Genomic DNA, 17,524 nt, shown 5'->3' on the forward strand with positions numbered 1-17,524 from the left:
GAGCGACGATTCTGCCCCACGGGGAGAGTCACTACCGGTGAACGAGCACTTCAGCGGAGTCCCAGGAGGACCAGCGATGACCAAGACCGCCACCACCGCCACCACCGACACCCTGCGGGTGCCCGACGCGCTGCTGCACTACGAGGTGCGTGGCCGGGGACCGCTGGTCGTGCTCGCCGCCGCGCCGATGGACGCCAGGTCGTTCGAGCCGCTGGCCGACCTGCTCGCCGCGGACCACACCGTGCTCACCACGGACCCGCGCGGCATCAACCGCAGCGAGGTGGACGACCCGGACGCCGACGCCACGCCGGAGCTGCGCGCCGACGACCTGGCCAGGCTCATCCGGCACCTCGACGTCGGTCCGGCGGCCGTGCTCGGTTCCAGCGGTGGTGCGGTGAGCGTGCTGGCGCTGGCGCAGGCGCACCCGGAGCTGGCGCACACCGTGATCGCCCACGAGCCGCCGCTGGACCAGCTCGTGGACGACCGGGAAGACCTGCTCCGCAGGACCGACGAAATGGTCGCCACCTACCTGTCCGGCGACCCGCTCGGCGCGTGGCGGCAGTTCATGGCCATCGCGGACATCGACATGCCCGACGAGGTGGTCGAGCACGTGTTCGGCGGTGAGCGCTCGCCGCAGGACCTCGCCGACGAGCGGTTCCAGTACGAGCACATGCTCCGGCCGACCGTGCGGTGGGTGCCCGACCTCGACGTGCTGCGATCGGCGTCGAGCCGGATCGTGGTCGGCATCGGCGAGGACTCGGGCGGCGAGCTGTGCGAGCGCACGTCGGAGGCGCTGGCCAAGGGTCTCGGCGTCGAGCCGACCAGGTTCCCCGGCGGTCACGTCGGCTTCGCCGAGGCCCCGGACCGGTTCGCGGTCCGGCTGCGGGAGGTGCTGGGGGAGGGCTGAGCGGCCGTCCGCCGGCACCGGGTCCCGGTGCCGGCGGACGCACGGCGGGCGATCCGCGGCGGCCAGGGCCGCCAACCCGGCAGAGCGCTAGGCGGGCACGCGGGAGCGGGTGGTCAGCACGGACAGGGCGGCCACCGCCAGGCCGGCCAGGCTCAGCACCACCCCGACCCACGCGGTGGAGGTGTAGCCCCAGCCCGCGCCGATGGCCAGGCCGCCCAGCCACGCGCCCGCGCCGTTGGCGATGTTCAACGCCGAGTGGTTGGACGAGGACGCCAGCGACGGCGCGTCCGGGGAGGCGTCCATCAGCCGCACCTGCAACGCCGACGCCAGGACCTGCGACACGAGCCCGAGCAGGAACACGGTCGCGAACGCCATCACCGGCGAGGTCGCGGTCAGCGCGAACACCACCAGCACACCCGTCACCGCGATCAGCGAGCCGAACACCGTGCCCATGACCGAGCGGTCCACGAACCGGCCGCCCACCGTCGCGCCGATCGTCATGCCGAGCCCGAACACCGCGAGGACCCACGGCACGGCGGACGCGGACAGCGCGGTCACCTCGGTGGTGATGGGGGAGATGTAGGAGTAGACGGCGAACATGCCGCCGAACCCGATCATGCCGGTGAGCAGCGCGAACCACACCTGGGGCCGGCGGAACGCGCTCAGCTCGGCGGCCACGCTCGCGTCACGGGGAGCCGGCACCCGAGGCAGCCACCTGGCCACCGCCAACGCCGTCGCGACCGCGATCACGGCCACCGCCAGGTACGCCACCCGCCACCCGATCTGCTGACCGGCGGCGGTGGCGACCGGCACGCCGACCAGGTTGGCCACGGTCAGGCCGACCATGATCCGGGCGACCGCCGTGCCACGCCGTTCCGGTGGCACGAGGGTGGTCGCGACCACCGCCGCGATGCCGAAGTACGCGCCGTGCGGCAACCCGGCCACGAACCGCGCGGTCATCAGCAGGGCGGTGTTGGGCGCGATGGCGGACAGGCCGTTGCCCAGCGCCAGGGCCAGCGTCAACCCGATCAGCAGGCCCTTGCGCGGCAGCTTCGCGGCCAGCCCGGCGATCAGCGGCGCGCCCACCACCACGCCGAGCGCGTACAGGCTGATCGCGTGGCCGGCGGTGGGGATGGAGATGTCGAACGTGGCCGCCATCTGCGGCAGCAGGCCCATGGTGGCGAACTCGGTCGTCCCGATGGCGAACCCACCCAGCGCCAGCGCGACCATGGCGGCCCCACCGTTACGGGTCGCGGTGGACTCGGCGGTCGCCGTCATGCATCGCTCCTGTCAGCTGTCCCGAGTCGACAGTGACCGCGCGACGTAGATTGCTTAGCCAGCGAAACTATTTTACCGGCCGGCGCCGCCGCACCCGAACCCGCACCGCGTGCCGCTGCTCACACGCCCCCCACGTCCAGCGCGGTGCCGTAGAGGCGGGTGGCGGGGAACGTGATGGTCAGGCGGCGGTCCGGCGCGAGGTCCGGGCCGTCCGTCGCCTCCACCAGTTCCGCGTGGCCCTCCACCACCGCGAACGACCACACGTCCGGCCCGCTCACGTGCAGCGAGACCCTCGGGTCGGCCCGGACCTGGCGGGCTTTCAGGCGGTCGGCCGTGGTCGACACCCGGATCACCCGCTCCTCCGCGTCCCACTGGTAGAGCACGGTGGACAGGTGGGGGTGGCCGCTCCGCTTCACGGTGGCCAGCACGCCGAACCGCTGCCCGCCGAGCAGGTCCACCAGTTCGTCGTCGGTCAGGGTGCGGGGCGCGGGGCCTGAGTTGGCGGTCATGTCGTTCTCCTTCGGGAAAGTCAACGGGAACATCTGCGCTGGACGATCAGCGGGAACGCTTGCGCTGGACGATCAGCGGGAACGCTTGCGCTGGACGATCAGCGGGAACGCTTGCGCGGGACGATCAACGGGAACGCTTGCGCAGGACGATGAGCGTGACCACGAACGCGGCGGCCAGCAGCGAGGCGGCGACGGTGAACGCCACGTGGTACCCGGAGGTCAGCGCGACCGGCTCGGCGACACCCGCCGCCAGCTCCTCCCCGGTCCGCGCGGCGGCCAGCGTGGACAGCACGGCCACCCCCACCGCCATGCCGACCTGCTGCGTGGTGTTGAACAGGCCGGACGCCAGGCCCGCGTCGGCCGGTTTCGCGTCGGACATGCCCAGCGACGCCAACGCGGGCAGCACCAGCCCGCCACCGGCGATCAGCAGCATCACGGGCAGCAGGTCGGTCACGTAGTCGGCGTCCACCGGGACCACGGCCAGCTTGACCATCGCGCCCGCCAGCAGCACCAGCCCGACCAGCAGCACCGCGCGCTCACCGAACCGCGTGATCAACCTGGCCGAGACGAACAGCGACACACCGCCGATCGCGACCGCCGCCGGCAGCATCGCCAACCCGGTGGCGAGCGCGCTGTACACCAGCACCTTCTGCATGAACAGCGCGACGATGACCTGGAACGCGAACATCGCCGACAACGTGAGCACCTGCACCAGGTTCGCGCCGACCACGGTGCGGGAGCGCAGGATCCGCAGCGGCATCAACGGCGTCCGCGCACGGGCCTGCCGCACGGTGAAGGCGGCCAGCAACGCGACCGACAGCGCACCGAGGCCGAGCGTATGCGTCGCCGTCCAGCCGTGCTGCTCGACCTTCACGACGGTGTAGATGCCGAGCATCAGGCCGCTCGTCACCAGTGCCGCGCCGAGCACGTCGGCGCCGGCGGACAGCCCCGAGCCCCGGTCGGTCGGCAGCACCCGGATCGCCAGCAGCACGGTGGCCACGCCGATCGGCAGGTTGATGAAGAAGATCCAGTGCCAGCTCAGCGCGTCGGTCAGCACGCCGCCCAGCACCTGCCCGATGGACGCGCCCGCCGCGCCGGTGAAGCTGAACACGCCGATCGCCTTGGCCCGTTCCGCCGGGTCGGTGAACAGCGTGACCAGGATGCCGAGCACGACCGCCGACGCCATCGCGCTGCCCGCGCCCTGGAGGAACCGGGCCGCGATGAGCAGTTCCGGCGTGCCGGCCGCGCCCGCCAGCAGCGACGCGGCGGTGAAGACCGCGGTGCCGGCCAGGAACATCGCCTTGCGCCCGATCAGGTCGCCGAGCCGGCCGGCCAGCAGCAGCAGGCCGCCGAACGCGATCAGGTAGGCGTTGACGGTCCAGCTCAGGCCGGCGGGGGAGAAGCCGAGGTCGTGCTGGATGGCGGGCATCGCCACGGTGACGATGCTGCCGTCGAGGACGGTCATCAGCATCGCGGCGGACAGCACGACCAGCGCCGACCAGCGGTTGGCGCGGGGCCGGTCGAGCGGTGAGTCGAGGCGCGGGTCGAGCGGTGCTTCGAGGGGCGGGTCGAGCGGTGAGTCGAGCGAGGACGACATGGTTCTCTCCTGTTCCGGCGGTGACAGGAGGAACCGTAGCGGATAGTTTCGTTACAGACAATCTAGCTCGGACTCACCTGCTGCTCTCGCGGGCTCGACGGGCCGTCTGCGGTGCCGGGATCGGGGTCGACAGATGGCCGCCGACCAGCAGGTTCAGCGCGTTCAGGAGCGCTTCGCGATCTTTGCCGGGCAACGACTCAAGAGCCGCCCGGTGCACCCCGTCGACGATCGCCTGGCTCTGGTGGGCCAGCTCGGCGCCCTTCTCGGTGACGGCGATGATCCGGGCCCGGCGGTCGGTGCTGGACGGCCGGCGCTCGGCGAGGCCAGCCTTCTCCAGCGCGTCCACCGTGACCACCATCGTGGTCTTGTCCATGTCGCCGAGCTCGGCCAGCTGGATCTGCGTGCGCTCTTCTTGCAGGGCGTGGACGAGCACGCAGTGCATGCGCGCGGTCAGCCCGATCTCGGCCAACGCCGCCGCCATCCGGGTGCGCAGCACGTGGCCGGTGTGGTCCAGGAGGAACGACAGGTCGGATTCGGTGCGGGCCGGGGCCATGGCGGACATGGCCCCAGCCTACCTACTGGGACAACACTGGATTATCCGCAAGAGAACGGGTTACAGGGGCGGGTGGGCGTTGCGCAGCAGCTGCTGGAACTGCGCCGAGTGCCAGTGACCGGCCAGTGGCGCGTCCGGCCACGCACCGGTCGGGTCGGGCGTGGCGTCCGGGCGACCGGTGTAGGTGGGGTCGCACTCCCGGTCGAAGGGCTCGTCGGCGATCGGCAGCGGGATGCTCACGCCGTCGGACTCGCCCGGCGGCTTCATCCACACGTACGCGTCCACGTTCGGCCGGGGCGCGGCGACCGGGCGTTCACCCAGGCCGGTGCCGTACTGGTTGCACCAGTTGTGGATCCGCGCCCGGCGGTCGACCCGGCTGGTGTCGACGTAGATGTCCAGGCTCGTCTCCGGGCCCGGCTCGGTCGGCCGGTTCGGGCCGCCCCACCCGTTGCGGGAGGTGTCGACCAGCACGCCGACGCGCGGGTCGAACCCCGCCGCCACCGCCTCGGCCCGGAAGGCGTCCGCGAAGGACAGCTCGTCGATGAACGGGTTCCAGTCGATCCACCTGCTCTGCCGGATGTGCGCCCCGTTGATCGTCGTCTTGACGATGAACTCCTCCCGCAGCGCGGAGTAGTCGGCGGTGTTGGTGATGAAGCCGTGCACGTTGCCGAGCCGGCTGCCGCCCGAGGTCGCCGCCTTCGCCAGCAGCGCCAGCGTGGGCAGGCGGTTGTCGTCCCAGCCGATGCGGCCGTGGTGGCTGATGTCGAGGTAGTTGTAGGTGTTGCGGATCGCGCCGAGCTTCGCCAGCGCGTACCCGATGCCCTCGGTGTACGCGCCGGACGCCTTGACCTGCTCGCAGATCACGGTGGCGTCGGAGCGCGGCTGGACGTGGGTGACGAGGGACGGCAACGAGTTGGGCTCCACGACCGCGACGATCCGCAGCCGCGCGTACGCCGGGTCGGCCAGGATCGCGGCGATCGGGTCGACGAACTCCTGCTTGTAGCGCGGCAGCTGGTCCCAGGTCAGCTCGCCGCGGGTGGCCAGCCGGTTGCAGTCGCGTCCGGGCAGGTCCCACAGCACGAGCTGGACCAGGTTGGCGTTCTGCCGCCGGGCTTCGTCGAGGTGGGCGCGCAGGCCCCGCTTCCCGTTGGCGCCCTGCACGGACGCGATGCTGTCGAGCCACACGCCGGTCGGCCGGTCGGAGACGGCCGCGCCGCCCGGTTCGGCGGCGGCGCGCGCGGACCACTCCGGGTTGACGTAGGGGCGGGCGCCGACGTACGGGTTGTCCACGCGTGGCGACCAGTGCTGGGTCGTGGTGGCGGCGGCCGGGGTGGCGACCGCGAGCCCGGCGGCGAGCGCGACCGCGGTCAGCGCGTGGCCGACGCGGGTGGGGGATCTCATGTGCTGCTACCTCCGGTGATCACAACGATGTGAGGAGGCGGTGTGCCGTCCACCGTACCGTCCCGGCGTGATGCCCGGCCGTGAATCACGTGGAAGTCGCTTCGGTGTGGAACTCCCGGTGGGTCGACGTGGAACTCCCGGTGGGTCGACGTCCGACCCACCGGGAGCGCGCGGTCAGCTGGTGTCCGCGTTTCTGCTGATCGTCGACGCGGTCGTCGTAGTTGTCGTGGTCTCCGCGATCGTCACGGAGTGGTCACCGCGGCATTTCCGTAGCTGAACCGGGAAACCGGGTTCCCGTTCGTGTCGCGCAATTGCGCGGTGTCGCCCTGGTCGTTCCAGATCGGCCGGCCCTTGCCGTAGGAGAAACCGCCCCACTGCGGGTGCACCTGATTGGTGTAGACGCGGATGCGCTGGCCCGGTTGCAGCACCGTGCCGGGCGGGAACGTGAAGTCCTGGCCCGGGTCGTCCGCGCCGAGCACCCAGTTCGAGATGTCGCCGGGCACGCTGCCGCGGTTGACGATCTCGACGTACTCGTCGGCCTGGGTCGTCTTGACCTGACCCTTGTGCTGGACGTGGGTGATCGCGATCTCGGGCCGGCCCGCCTTGGCGAAGATGGCCACCACGTCGGCGCTGTTCGCGCCGTTCTCGGCGCTGATGAACTTGCGGACCACCTGCCCGCCCTGCTTGAAACCGCTGATGACGACCGCGTACTCGTCGCCGGCGACGGTCACGGTCTGGGGCGAGACGAACGTGGGCAGGTCGACCTCGTCCTCGGGGTTGGGCCCCACGTTGGGCGTCTCGTTGTGGTGGAAGCTGAAGCTGAAGTCGGCCTTCGTGCCGTCGTCGAACACGACCGCCACGGTGAGGTCGACGTCGAACTGCGACTGGGGCATCGCCTGGATCGGGAAGTTCTCGTGGGTGAACGTGCCGAGGGTGAATTCGGTGCCGTCGAGCTCCACGTCCACGGTGCCCCCGCGGAAAACGTACCCGCTCTTGCCGCTACCGGCCGGAATTCCCCAGGTGACGTGGTCGGTGCCCAGTCCGGAGAGATTGGGCGGGGTGACGCTGATGCTCGGCCAGGTGCCGGATGTCGTGGCGTTGCTCATGGGATTCGATCATTCGCCGACGCGGGGGTGATCGGTAATACCGCGACCAGGTGAGGGCTTTCACAAATGTCGTGGACGATGGCTTGTCGGACGAGGTGCGCGTGTGTCGAGTGCCCGCATCCGGGTTCACGGGAACACCCGATTGGTCCATCTGCCGCAGAAATGCGTGTTCAACGGAAAGGAATCGGGTCGATCCGGTTGTGGGTGAACTGATTCGGATCGGTGGCGGGTGGGTGGGTGGGTGGTCGGGTGGTCGGTCGGGTCGGATCGGTCCCGGTGGTCCGGTTCAGAGGTCGTCCACGCCGATCAGCCCGTCCTGGATCGCCCGCGCCACCAGCGCGGCCTTCGTCGGCGCCTCCCGACCGATCAGCGCGTACTTGACCCGGATCCGCTCCAGGTGCGAGTTCACCGTGCTCAGCGAGATCCCCAGCCGCTGCGCCACGAACTCCTTGGACTCCGACTGGAACCACTCGACCAGCACCTCGACCTCGCGCGCGGACAACGCGGGCCGGTGGTCGGACCGGTCGCCCGCCAACGCGCCGGCCAGCGACGGCGGCGTGTACGGCCTGCCCTCCGCCGCCGCCCGGGTCGCCTGCACGAGGTGCTCCGCGCCCTCCGCCTTGGTCAGGTAGCACAACGCGCCCAGCTCCAGGCACTGCAACGCGATGTCGTCGTCGGCGCGCATCGAGTACACGACGACCCGCCGGCCCGCCTCGACCAGCCGGCGCAGGTCGCCGAGCACCGGCGTGGGTCCGCTCAGGTGCAGGTCGAGGATCACCACGTCGGCGTTCGCGCCCTCGCCGAGCCACGCCGAGCGCACGTCCTCGCCGCTGGCGACGACCCGGATCGGTGGCGTGCCGGAGGACAGCCAGTAGGCGACGCCCGCCCGCACCGCCGGGTGGTCGTCCACCACCACCGCGCTCAGCTCGTCCGCCATCTGGCCTCCATCCGCGTGTGCCGACCGTACGTCCCGCTTTGGACCTCGACCGCACCCGTCGCGGTTCCCACCTCGGCGCCCGCGTCGGCGATCACCGCCACCCGCACCTCGCCCTCGGTGCGCAGCAGGCTCACCCGGGCCTGCTCCCGTGCCGCCGACAACGCCTCCGCCAGCGGCCCGGTCAGCGCGCGCCGCACGTCGGTCGGCACCGGCACCGGCGCGCCGCTGACCGCGAGCGACACCGCCACCCCGCGCCGTTCGGCGACGTGCACGCACGCCGTGACCTCGTGCACCAGGGGGTCGGGCACGTCGTCGTTCTCGGCGAACAACCGCCGCAGCTGCGTGGCCGCGAGCGCGCACCGCCGCCGGGTGTCGTCGGCACGCGGGTCGAGCACGCCGTCGGCGAGGTCCGCGAGGAGGGGCAGGGTGGCGCCGAGCTGCCCGGCGAACCCGGCCCGCAGGTCCTGTTCCCACTGCTGGGCCAACGCGGCCCGGGTCGCCGCGCGCTCCCGTTCGGCGGCGACCTCGGCGGCCTGGCGGGCGCTGCGCAGCATGATCCGCGACATCGCCACGACGCCGAGCTGGAGACTGGTCACGCTGAGCATGACCACGCCCGCGTTGCCGATCTCGGCCCGGTCGGGCGTGCCGTTGAACAGCCACTGGGCGATCTTGAGCACGAGGAGCGCCGCCTGCGCGGTGAGCAGCGCGGGCACGCGGTCCAGCAGCAACAGCAGCAGGTGCCACCCGACCAGCCCGTACGCCCAGTCCGCCTGGCCGAAGTGCGCGTCCGGCGGCAGGGCCGCGCTCGCCGTCGCGGACGCGGCCAGCACCGCCGTCACGCCAACCGCCACCACCGGCCCCGGCAACGGCTTGCGCCGCACCACCCACACCGCGCACAGCAGCGTGACCAGCGCGGGCACGGCGAACGCGACCCGCTCGGCCGGCCCGTGCGCGTTGGCGAGGAACGGGGCGATGCCGAGGCTCGGCTGCACCACGGCCGTGAGGCCGAACAGGATCAGCCGCAGGCTGGCGAACACGTGCGCCTCGGCCTCACGGCTCTCGTCCCCGGCCTGCTCCGCTTCACGCCGGTTCCAGCGGAGGCCCCAGCGGGGACTTTGGCGGAGGTTCCGGCGCGGGTTCCGGCCGAGGTTCCGATAGGGGTTCCGGTGCAGGTCCGGGCGGAGCTGGTCCGGGTCGGAGGCTTCGCGGTGGTTCCGGGGCGGTGATTCGTGGCTGTCGGTCTCGCGGTGGGGCGAGCGCGGCGGTTCAGGGTTGTCAGCCACGTGGCCACTCCAGCCGCACGGTCGTCCGGCCCGGCCGGGACGTCACCTCGGCGGTGCCGCCGACCGCCGCCATCCGCTCGACCACCGACCCGCGGATGCCGCGCCGGTGGTCCGACACCGCGCCGACGTCGAACCCCCGCCCCGCGTCCGTCACCCGCACCTCGACACCACCGCCGCTCGCCCTCACGTGCACCTCGGCCGCACCCGTGCCCGCGTGCCGCTCCACGTTCGCCAACGCCTCCCGCACCGCCCGCACCAGCGCCAACGCCACCGAAGCCGGCACGAGCGCGCTGTCCCACCGCGCGTCGACGGTCAACGGGCTGTGCTCCACCACCGCCCGCAACGACGAGCCGACGTCCACCGCGCTGTCCCTCGGCACGCCCGACGCGCCGGTCAGCAGGTCGAGGTCCCGCCGCGCGTACCCGGCGACCTCGGCCCGGTCGGCTTCCCGCCCGTTGACCGCCACCACCAGGAACGTCGCCGACGCCGTGTCGTGCAGCAGCGCCAGGTACTCGCGCTCACGCCTGCGCCGCTCCAGCGCCACCGCCTCGGCCCGCTCCATCGCGGCCCGCCTGGTCCGCAGCTCGTCCACCCGCCGCGACGACCGGCGCACCAGCTGGAACGCCGCCAGCGCCACCGCGCACTCCACGACCACCCGCAGCACCGCCGCGCCGTCGAACCCGGCCGCGGTGACGTACACCGCGAGCAGCGCGGCCGTGGTCGGCACGGTGACCTTCGGCGACCACTGCCACTGCAACGTGATCGCGGTGGTGGCGAGCACGTTGAACGTCCACTGGCCCGTGCCGCCGATCTCGGCGTGCGCCGCGCACAGCGCCACCACCCGCACCACCGCGAGCACGAACGACAGCCGCGGCGACCCGAAGTCCGCCACCGCGCCGATCAGCACCAGGCCGAGCAGCCCCAGCCCGAGCGGCAGGGCGTCGGTCGGCACGGACAGCACGCCGAACACGCTGATCAGGCTCACGCCGACACCGCGGACCGGTCCGGCGAACCGCGCGATGGCGGTCAGGAGTTCGGTCTCGACCTGCCCCGGCATGCCGCGACCCTAGCCGCCCGACCCCCGGTCCCCGGCGTCCGTCGCACCACCCCAACCCGCGTGTCCCACGTTCAGAACCCGCGTGTCCTACGTTCAGAACGCGCGTGTCCCACGTTCCGAACGCGCATGTCCTACGTTCCGGTACCCCGAGTTGAACGCTCAGAGCGTCGAGAGTCCTACGTTGGCGAAGGGTGAGTCCTACGTTCAGAGTGCGAGAGTCCTACGTTGGCGAGGGGTGAGTTCAACGTTCGGCGGTTGGTGGTGAAGGTCGGCTCGATTTGACATGGGCCCCTTACGGGCACTCCAGGCAGGCCAAAGCCGGGCAGGCCCGGCGGATAAAGCGCCCGCCAAGCCTGCCCGGCTTCGACCAGCCTAAAGCACCCGAACCCATGTCAAATCGGGCCTTGGTGGGATGTGACGGGTTCGTTGGTGGCGAAAATCGGTGGAGTGGTGTTGGGGTGCGTGGTTAACGTGCTGGGGTCCGGGTCGTCCAGTTGAAGGATTTGCCGTTGTACACCGCGTGAGACCTCCCAAGAGCTGATCTGTCGCGCGTCGCGCCTTGTGCGCCCGCGCTCCTTCTGCTGCGGACTTCTCACAGAAACGGTGTACTTCTGTGCTCAAAAACTGGATGGTCGTGCCCACCCGCCTGCCACTCGTGCGCCGCCGTTGCCACGTGTGCGCGTCCGAACGCTTCCGGGCGAGCGGCAAGTTTCGCGTCAACGCCAACCACAAGATCATCGACGCCTGGCTCCTCCTGCTCTGCACCGCGTGCGGTGACACGGTGAAGCTCACGATCCTCGATCGGGTCAACGTGCGCTCCGTGCGGTCCGACCTGCTGGACCGGCTGCACGACAACGACCTCGGCCTGATCGCCGAGCTGCTCCAAGACCCGGTCTTGCAACACCGCAACCGCGTCACCCTCGACTGGGACGGCGCCTGGCGGCTCGACACCGGCGGTCCGGATGACCTGGACCACGAGGTGATCGACGTTTCGGTGCGGTTCGCGGCCCGGATCCCCGTCCGGCCGGTGCGCCTGATCGCCGAAGGGTGCGGTCTGGCGCGGGCCGAGGTGGAGAGGCTGGTGGTGGAGGGGAAGCTGGTGTCGGCGTTCCGGTTGGGCGGCAAGCTCTCCGGCGACTTCACCTTCACCCTGAAGCGCTGAGCCCGTCGGGGCCTGTCCGGGCTGACCGGGCAGGCCCCGACCGACTCAGGCGGATCTCGGCGCGGAGTTCCACCGGGTCCCTGATCTATGACTTTCGTCAGGGGTGGGTGCCGGTCCGTGGCCTGATGTCCGCGCAGGGGTGGGGTTCCTAGGTTCGTCGGCATGAAGGCATTGCCGATCTTGATCACGGTCGCCGCCACGGCGCTCCTGGCACCCGCCGCGCCGACCTCCATCGACGACTACCTGGCCGAAGTCGTGCGCGAAACCGGCGTGCCGGGCCTGTCGGTGGTGGTGACGCAAGGCGACCGCGTGGTGCACGCCGCCGGGTACGGCGAGGACTCCCGGGGAGCTCCCGTCACCGAGGACACGCCGATGCGGATCGCGTCGGTCAGCAAGTCGTTCACCGCGATGGCCGTGATGACGCTGGTGGAGGACGGCCGGATCGCGCTGGACGACCCGGTGGCCGACCAGCTGCCCGGCTTCACCATGGCCGATCCCCGCTTCGCCGACGTCACCGTCCGGCACCTGCTCAACCAGACCTCGGGCTTCTCCGACACCACGATCGACGTGACCGCGCTGGAGACCTCGACCTCCCTCGCCGACCACACCGCGAAGCTGGCCGACGCCGAGCTGGCCGCAGACCCGGGCACGCGCTACGAGTACTGCAACGTGAACTACGACCTGGCCGCACGGCTGGTCGAGGTGGCGAGCGGTCGGACGTTCGACGACTACCTGAAGGAGCACGTGTTCGGACCGCTGGGCATGGCGCGCAGCACGGTGGGGTCGGACATCCCGCCCGCCGACGGCTACAACTCGGTGTTCGGCGCCTGGCTGAGCAGGCCCGAGCTGCCCGGCTTCCTGGCCCACGGCGGCTCGGGCGGGATCGTCACGACGGCCGCCGACATGGGCAAGTGGCTGATCAGTCAGACCGGCAACGGCACGCCGCTCGTGTCACCCGACAGCCTGCGCACCATGCACACGTCGTCCACTGTGGACTACTACGCGATGGGCTGGATCCCCAACCGGGGACCGGACGGCGTGGAGCAGCTCATGCACCCCGGCAACCTGTTCACCTACTCGGCCGTGCAGGCGATCGTGCCCGCCACCGGCCACGGGTTCGCGGTGCTGGCCAACAGCGCCTCGCTGTACGACGAGACCTACGACGTCCTCAACGGCCTCATCGCGTTGAGCCAGGGCCGTGACCCGGAACCACCCGGCGGCGGTCGGCAGGCGTTCGAGCTGGTGCTCGGCCTGATCGCGCTGGCGGCCATCGGCCTCGGCGTGCTCGGTGTGCGGCGGTCGGGCCGCTGGGCACGACGTCGTGCGGGTTCGCCGGCGTGGCGGGTGGCGCCGCGGTTCCTGCCGCTGCTCGTGCCGGCGGCGCTGCTCGCGGCCTACCCGGACCTGATCACGATCCTGATGGACGGCCGCACGGTCACCTGGGCGCAGCTGACCTACTTCCCCCTGCCGTTGACGATCACGGTGGTGGTAGCGGCCCTGGCCGGCGTGGCGACGGCGACCGCCCGGCTGCTCCGCCTCCGCGCGACGGCCCACGCGGGATGACGCTCGGTAGGGTCCGCACCATGCGGAACGGCGTGGTCCTCGCGGCGCTCGCGGTCGCGGGGCTGGTCAACGGGCTGGCCACGGACGCGCTGCCGGTGTGGCGGCAGCTGCTCTACCCGGTGCTGTCCGCGCTGGTCTACCTGCACGGCCGGCACCGGCCCGTGCGCCGGGGCGGGCTGGTCGTCGGCGCGGTCGCGGCGGTCGGGCTGGTGATCGCGGTGGTGCGGGTCTGGGAAGGCGTCGGCGCGTTGGCGACCCTGGGTTTGTTCGTGGTGCTGCCGTGGCTCGCCGGCCGGTTCCGGCGGCAGCAGGCCGAGCTGGTCGAGGCGGGACGGGAGCGGATCGCGCAGCTGGAACGGGCGCAGGAACTGGTCGCCGACCGGGCCCGGCTGCGCGAGCGTGCCCGGCTCGCGGCGGACGTGCACGACTCCCTCGGCCACGAGCTGGCGTTGATCGCGCTGCGCGCGGGCGCCGTGGAGCTGACCGCCGACACCGAGCCCGCCCGCCGGGCCGCGGCCGGGCTGCGCGAGTCGGCGGTGACCGCCACCGACCGCCTGCGCCGCACCGTCGGCGTGCTGCGGGAAGCCACGGTCGAACCGCCCGACGAGACGGTGGAGGCGCTGGTGGCACGGGCCGCCCAGGCCGGCCTGCCGGTGGTCCTGACCCGCACCGGCGACCCCACCCCGCTGCCGCCCCTGCTGGACCGCGCCGTGCACCGGGTGGTGCAGGAAGCGCTGACCAACGCCGCCCGGCACGCGCCCGGCGCGCCCGTCACCGCGGAGCTGCACATCACCGACGAGGTGCTGGTCACCGTGACCAACCCGGTGGACCGGACGCCCTCGGGCGACGGCAGCGGCTTGGCGGGCCTGGCCGAACGGGTCCGGTTGCTCGGTGGCACGCTGCGGTCGGGCGTGGTCGACGACCGGTTCACGGTGACCGCCCGACTGCCGCTGGAAGGTGGGGCGTGATCCGCGTGCTGCTCGCCGACGACGAGGCGATGGTCCGCGCCGGCGTGCGGGCGATCCTGGAGACCGACCCGACCATCGAAGTGGTCGCCGAGGCCGTCGACGGGCGCGAGGCGGTCGAACTGGCCCGAGCCCACCGGCCGGACGTGGTGCTGCTGGACATCCGGATGCCCCGCCTGGACGGCCTGTCGGCCGCCGCGGAACTGCGCCAGGTCGTGCCGGAGGTCGCGGTGGTCGTGCTGACGACGTTCGACGAGGACGAGTACGTCGCGCGGGCGTTGGGCGAAGGGGCCGACGGCTTCCTGCTCAAGGCCTCCGACCCGAGGGAACTGCTGATCGGCGTGCGCGCGGTGGCCGAGGGCGGGGCCTACCTGTCGCCCAGGATCGCCCGGCGCGTGGTCGCCGACCTGCGCGGCGGACGCCTCACCCGCTACGACCGCGCCCGCGAACGAGCCGCCAGCCTGACCGGACGTGAGCGCGAAGTCCTGGCACTGGTCGGCGAAGGACTGTCCAACCAGGACATCGCACGACGCCTGACCGTCACCGAGGGCACGGTGAAAGCGCACGTCAGCGCCATCCTGCACCGCCTCGACGTGACCAACCGGGTCCAAGCCGCGATCCTCGCCTACGAGGCCGGGCTGACCACCGCCAGGTAGCCGTGCAGGGCGGTCGCGGCGTCGAGCATCGACCGCGCCCGCCGGCCCAGCTCGGCCTCCCGGGCGGTGATCGCGGCGCGCAACGCGTCCGCGCCGCCCGAGCTGCGGAACTCGTCCATGATCGGCTTGATCGTCGGCAGCGGGTAGCGGCTCTGCCGCAGCGTGGCCACCAGGCGCGCGTCGCGGACGTCCGTCGGGCCGAACCGCCGGTGCCCGTCGACGTCACGTCCGGGCAGCAGCAGGCCCGCCGCCTCCCACACCCGCAACGCCGACGGCCGCACACCCAGCCGCGCCGCCAACTCGCCCACCCGCAACCCCGTCCGCGGCACCGCGTCCGGCGGGTGCCCGGCCACCGCCTCCAACGCCTCGGCCGTCGCCCGCAACGCCAGCCGCTGCCCGTGCGCCGCCGCGTGCTCGGCGTCCACCCTGGCCAACGCCGGATCCGGCGCGCCGGCGTGGATCGAGCGCATGATCGCCTTGGCGGCGTCCCACCCGTACCCGCGACCCAGCGCCCGGTACGTCGTCACCGCCCGCCGGTGCCGTTCGTCGAACACCCGGTACCCCGCCGGCGAGCGTTCGGCCGGCGGCAGCACCCCGGCGTCGAGGTAGTTGCGCACCTGCTGCGCCGAGATGCCCGCGGCACGGGCCAGATCCACCGGGCGAAGCCCCACCGGCACACACCCCACACGCGCTCGGGTTCAACGGGAATTTGAAGGTTGTCAGGAAGCTTGCTGGGGCAAGTCACGAAAACCTTAAACATGGTACTTCAACGATACGGTTCAAGTCATGGAAACCAACGACAACCAGCGAAAACCGTCGGTTGTGCGCACGCGCGGCCTGCGCATGAGGTACGGGTCCACCGACGTGCTCAAGGGCGTCGACCTGACCGTCGAACCGGGCGAGGTGGTGGCGCTGCTCGGACCCAACGGCGCGGGCAAGACCACCACCATCGAGGTCCTGGAGGGCTTCCGCAAGCGGTCCGCCGGCGAGGTCCGGGTGCTCGGCGTCGACCCCGACGACGGCGACGAGGCGTGGCGCGCCCGGCTCGGCGTGGTCCTCCAGTCGTGGCGCGACCACGGCCGGTGGCGGGTGCGCGAGCTGCTGTCCTACCTGAGCCTGTGCTACGAGCCGTACCGCGAGCGGGCGTTCGACCTCGACGAGCTGATCGGGTCGGTCGGCCTGACCGACCACGCCGACAAGAGGATCGCCACGCTGTCCGGCGGGCAGCGGCGGCGGCTGGACGTCGCCATCGGCCTGATCGGGCAGCCCGACCTGCTGTTCCTGGACGAGCCGACGGTCGGCTTCGACCCCGAGGCCCGGCGCGAGTTCCACGAGCTGGTGCGCGGGCTGTCCGGCACCACCATCCTGCTCACCACCCACGACCTCGCCGAGGCGGAGAAGCTGGCCGACCGCATCGTGATCCTCGTGGCCGGACGGGTGGTCGCCGACGGCACGGCGGCGGAGCTGGCCACCCGGATCGCCGGCGAGACCCGGGTGCGCTACCGGCTGGGCGGTGAGGAGCACGTGCTGTCCGTGGCCGACTCCACCGGTTACGTGCGGGAGCTGTTCGCCGAGCACGGCAAGGCGGTGGACGACCTGGAGGTGCGGCGCGCGAGCCTGGAGGACGTGTACCTGGCGCTGGTGCGCGAGTCCGAGCTGGTGACCGCGTGAACGCCCGGGCCGGTGATCGCGCGAACGCCCGGGCGGTGGCCGTGCGCGCCGGGGTGCGGCGGGGTCGGATCGAGTTCGGTCAGACCATGGGCAACGCGGGCGAGCTGATGGGCTGGCTGTGGCTGCCGGTGGTCGCGCTGGTCGTGATGTACGCGTTCGGCGACGGCGCCGTGCCCGGCCTGGACTTCCCGCTGGGCGCGCGGGCCGTGCCGGGGATCCTCGCGATGAGCGCCGTCTTCTCCGGCCTGATGGGTCTGGCGATGACCCTCACCATGGACCGCGAGGACGGCACGTTGCTGCGGGCGAAGGCGACGCCGAACGGCGTGCTCGCGTACGTCGTCGGCAAGGTGCTGGGCAAGGCGGCGATGACGGTCGCGGTGCTCGTGCTCATCCTGGTGCCCGCGATGCTGCTGTTCGACGGCCTGCGGCCGGGTCGCGTGTCGACCTGGGTCACCCTGGCGTGGGTGCTGGTCCTCGGCCTGCTCGCGGTCCTGCCGTTGGGTGCGATCGTGGGGGCGGTGTTCGGCAGCACCCAGAGCCTCGGCTTCGTCACCCTGCTGGTCATGGCCCTGGTCGTGGTGTCGGGCGTGTTCTACCCGATCACCGCACTGCCGGAGTGGGTCCAGTGGGTCGGCCAGGCGTTCCCGCTCTACTGGCTGGGGCTCGGGCTGCGGTCCGCCCTGCTGCCGGACGCGGTCGCGGCGGCCGAGATCGGTGGCTCGTGGCGTCACCTGGAGACCGTGATCGCCCTCGGCGCGTGGACCGTGGTGGGCTTGGCCCTCGCGTCCGTCACCCTGCGCCGGATGGCCCGGCGCGAGTCGGGCTCCTCCGTCGCGGCCCGCCGCGAACAGGTGGCCCAGCGGCTCAACTGACCGGTTC

At 72.1% G+C, this 17,524-nt stretch carries 17 protein-coding genes; 7 read left to right on the plus strand and 10 right to left on the minus strand.

Going from position 1 to position 17,524, the window contains the following annotated elements:
* Positions 1-76 precede the first annotated feature (76 nt).
* Positions 77-907, plus strand: coding sequence for an alpha/beta fold hydrolase (locus ACQPYE_RS11270; protein ID WP_498721045.1), 831 nt, complete (start codon positions 77-79; stop codon positions 905-907).
* A gap of 87 nt (positions 908-994) precedes the next feature.
* Here ACQPYE_RS11270 and ACQPYE_RS11275 read toward each other — a convergent pair whose 3' ends face one another.
* The 9 genes from ACQPYE_RS11275 to ACQPYE_RS11315 all read right to left on the minus strand — a co-directional run bounded on the left by ACQPYE_RS11275 (position 995) and on the right by ACQPYE_RS11315 (position 10,628).
* A complete protein-coding gene (locus ACQPYE_RS11275) occupies positions 995-2,185 on the minus strand; it encodes an MFS transporter (RefSeq protein ID WP_498721046.1) in 1,191 nt (396 codons plus the stop codon).
* 119 nt (positions 2,186-2,304) lie between these two features.
* Positions 2,305-2,694, minus strand: coding sequence for a pyridoxamine 5'-phosphate oxidase family protein (locus ACQPYE_RS11280; RefSeq protein WP_498721047.1), 390 nt, complete (start codon positions 2,692-2,694; stop codon positions 2,305-2,307).
* A gap of 124 nt (positions 2,695-2,818) precedes the next feature.
* Positions 2,819-4,291: an MFS transporter gene (locus ACQPYE_RS11285; protein WP_498721048.1), complete on the minus strand. Its 1,473-nt coding sequence runs from the start codon at positions 4,289-4,291 to the stop codon at positions 2,819-2,821.
* 73 nt (positions 4,292-4,364) lie between these two features.
* On the minus strand, positions 4,365-4,853 hold the full coding sequence (locus ACQPYE_RS11290) for a MarR family winged helix-turn-helix transcriptional regulator (RefSeq protein ID WP_498721049.1): 489 nt from the start codon (positions 4,851-4,853) through the stop codon (positions 4,365-4,367).
* A gap of 51 nt (positions 4,854-4,904) precedes the next feature.
* On the minus strand, positions 4,905-6,245 hold the full coding sequence (locus tag ACQPYE_RS11295; protein WP_498721050.1) for a glycoside hydrolase family 6 protein: 1,341 nt from the start codon (positions 6,243-6,245) through the stop codon (positions 4,905-4,907).
* A 242-nt stretch (positions 6,246-6,487) separates the two neighbouring features.
* Entirely contained in the window at positions 6,488-7,351 is an 864-nt protein-coding gene (locus ACQPYE_RS11300; protein WP_498721051.1) for a lamin tail domain-containing protein, read from the minus strand.
* Positions 7,352-7,637: 286 nt separating this feature from the next.
* Entirely contained in the window at positions 7,638-8,288 is a 651-nt protein-coding gene (locus ACQPYE_RS11305) for a response regulator (protein WP_498721052.1), read from the minus strand.
* Positions 8,273-9,571, minus strand: coding sequence for a hypothetical protein (locus ACQPYE_RS11310; protein ID WP_498721053.1), 1,299 nt, complete (start codon positions 9,569-9,571; stop codon positions 8,273-8,275). The genes ACQPYE_RS11305 and ACQPYE_RS11310 overlap by 16 nt, the downstream gene beginning before the upstream one ends.
* The gene (locus tag ACQPYE_RS11315) at positions 9,564-10,628 is read right to left on the minus strand and encodes a sensor histidine kinase (RefSeq protein WP_498721054.1); all 1,065 of its coding nucleotides are present in this window, start codon (positions 10,626-10,628) and stop codon (positions 9,564-9,566) included. The genes ACQPYE_RS11310 and ACQPYE_RS11315 overlap by 8 nt, the downstream gene beginning before the upstream one ends.
* A 613-nt stretch (positions 10,629-11,241) precedes the next feature.
* Here ACQPYE_RS11315 and ACQPYE_RS11320 point away from each other — a divergent pair.
* The 4 genes from ACQPYE_RS11320 to ACQPYE_RS11335 all read left to right on the plus strand — a co-directional run bounded on the left by ACQPYE_RS11320 (position 11,242) and on the right by ACQPYE_RS11335 (position 14,974).
* Positions 11,242-11,790: a DUF1062 domain-containing protein gene (locus ACQPYE_RS11320; RefSeq protein ID WP_498721055.1), complete on the plus strand. Its 549-nt coding sequence runs from the start codon at positions 11,242-11,244 to the stop codon at positions 11,788-11,790.
* A gap of 162 nt (positions 11,791-11,952) precedes the next feature.
* Entirely contained in the window at positions 11,953-13,353 is a 1,401-nt protein-coding gene (locus ACQPYE_RS11325; protein ID WP_498721056.1) for a serine hydrolase domain-containing protein, read from the plus strand.
* A 20-nt stretch (positions 13,354-13,373) separates the two neighbouring features.
* Entirely contained in the window at positions 13,374-14,321 is a 948-nt protein-coding gene (locus tag ACQPYE_RS11330; protein WP_498721057.1) for a sensor histidine kinase, read from the plus strand.
* Entirely contained in the window at positions 14,318-14,974 is a 657-nt protein-coding gene (locus ACQPYE_RS11335; protein ID WP_498721058.1) for a response regulator, read from the plus strand. Before ACQPYE_RS11330 ends, ACQPYE_RS11335 begins: the two co-directional genes overlap by 4 nt.
* On the opposite strand, the gene ACQPYE_RS11340 is transcribed toward ACQPYE_RS11335, so the two are convergent.
* Entirely contained in the window at positions 14,944-15,645 is a 702-nt protein-coding gene (locus ACQPYE_RS11340) for a MerR family transcriptional regulator (protein ID WP_498721059.1), read from the minus strand. The genes ACQPYE_RS11335 and ACQPYE_RS11340 overlap by 31 nt on opposite strands.
* 115 nt (positions 15,646-15,760) lie before the next feature.
* Here ACQPYE_RS11340 and ACQPYE_RS11345 point away from each other — a divergent pair, with 115 nt between their 5' ends.
* Entirely contained in the window at positions 15,761-16,645 is an 885-nt protein-coding gene (locus tag ACQPYE_RS11345) for an ABC transporter ATP-binding protein (protein ID WP_498721060.1), read from the plus strand.
* The gene (locus tag ACQPYE_RS11350; RefSeq protein ID WP_498721061.1) at positions 16,642-17,517 is read left to right on the plus strand and encodes an ABC transporter permease; all 876 of its coding nucleotides are present in this window, start codon (positions 16,642-16,644) and stop codon (positions 17,515-17,517) included. Before ACQPYE_RS11345 ends, ACQPYE_RS11350 begins: the two co-directional genes overlap by 4 nt.
* Positions 17,518-17,524 lie beyond the last annotated feature (7 nt).

The sequence above is a fragment of the Actinosynnema sp. CA-299493 genome (assembly GCF_050946825.1).
GTDB lineage: Bacteria > Actinomycetota > Actinomycetes > Mycobacteriales > Pseudonocardiaceae > Actinosynnema.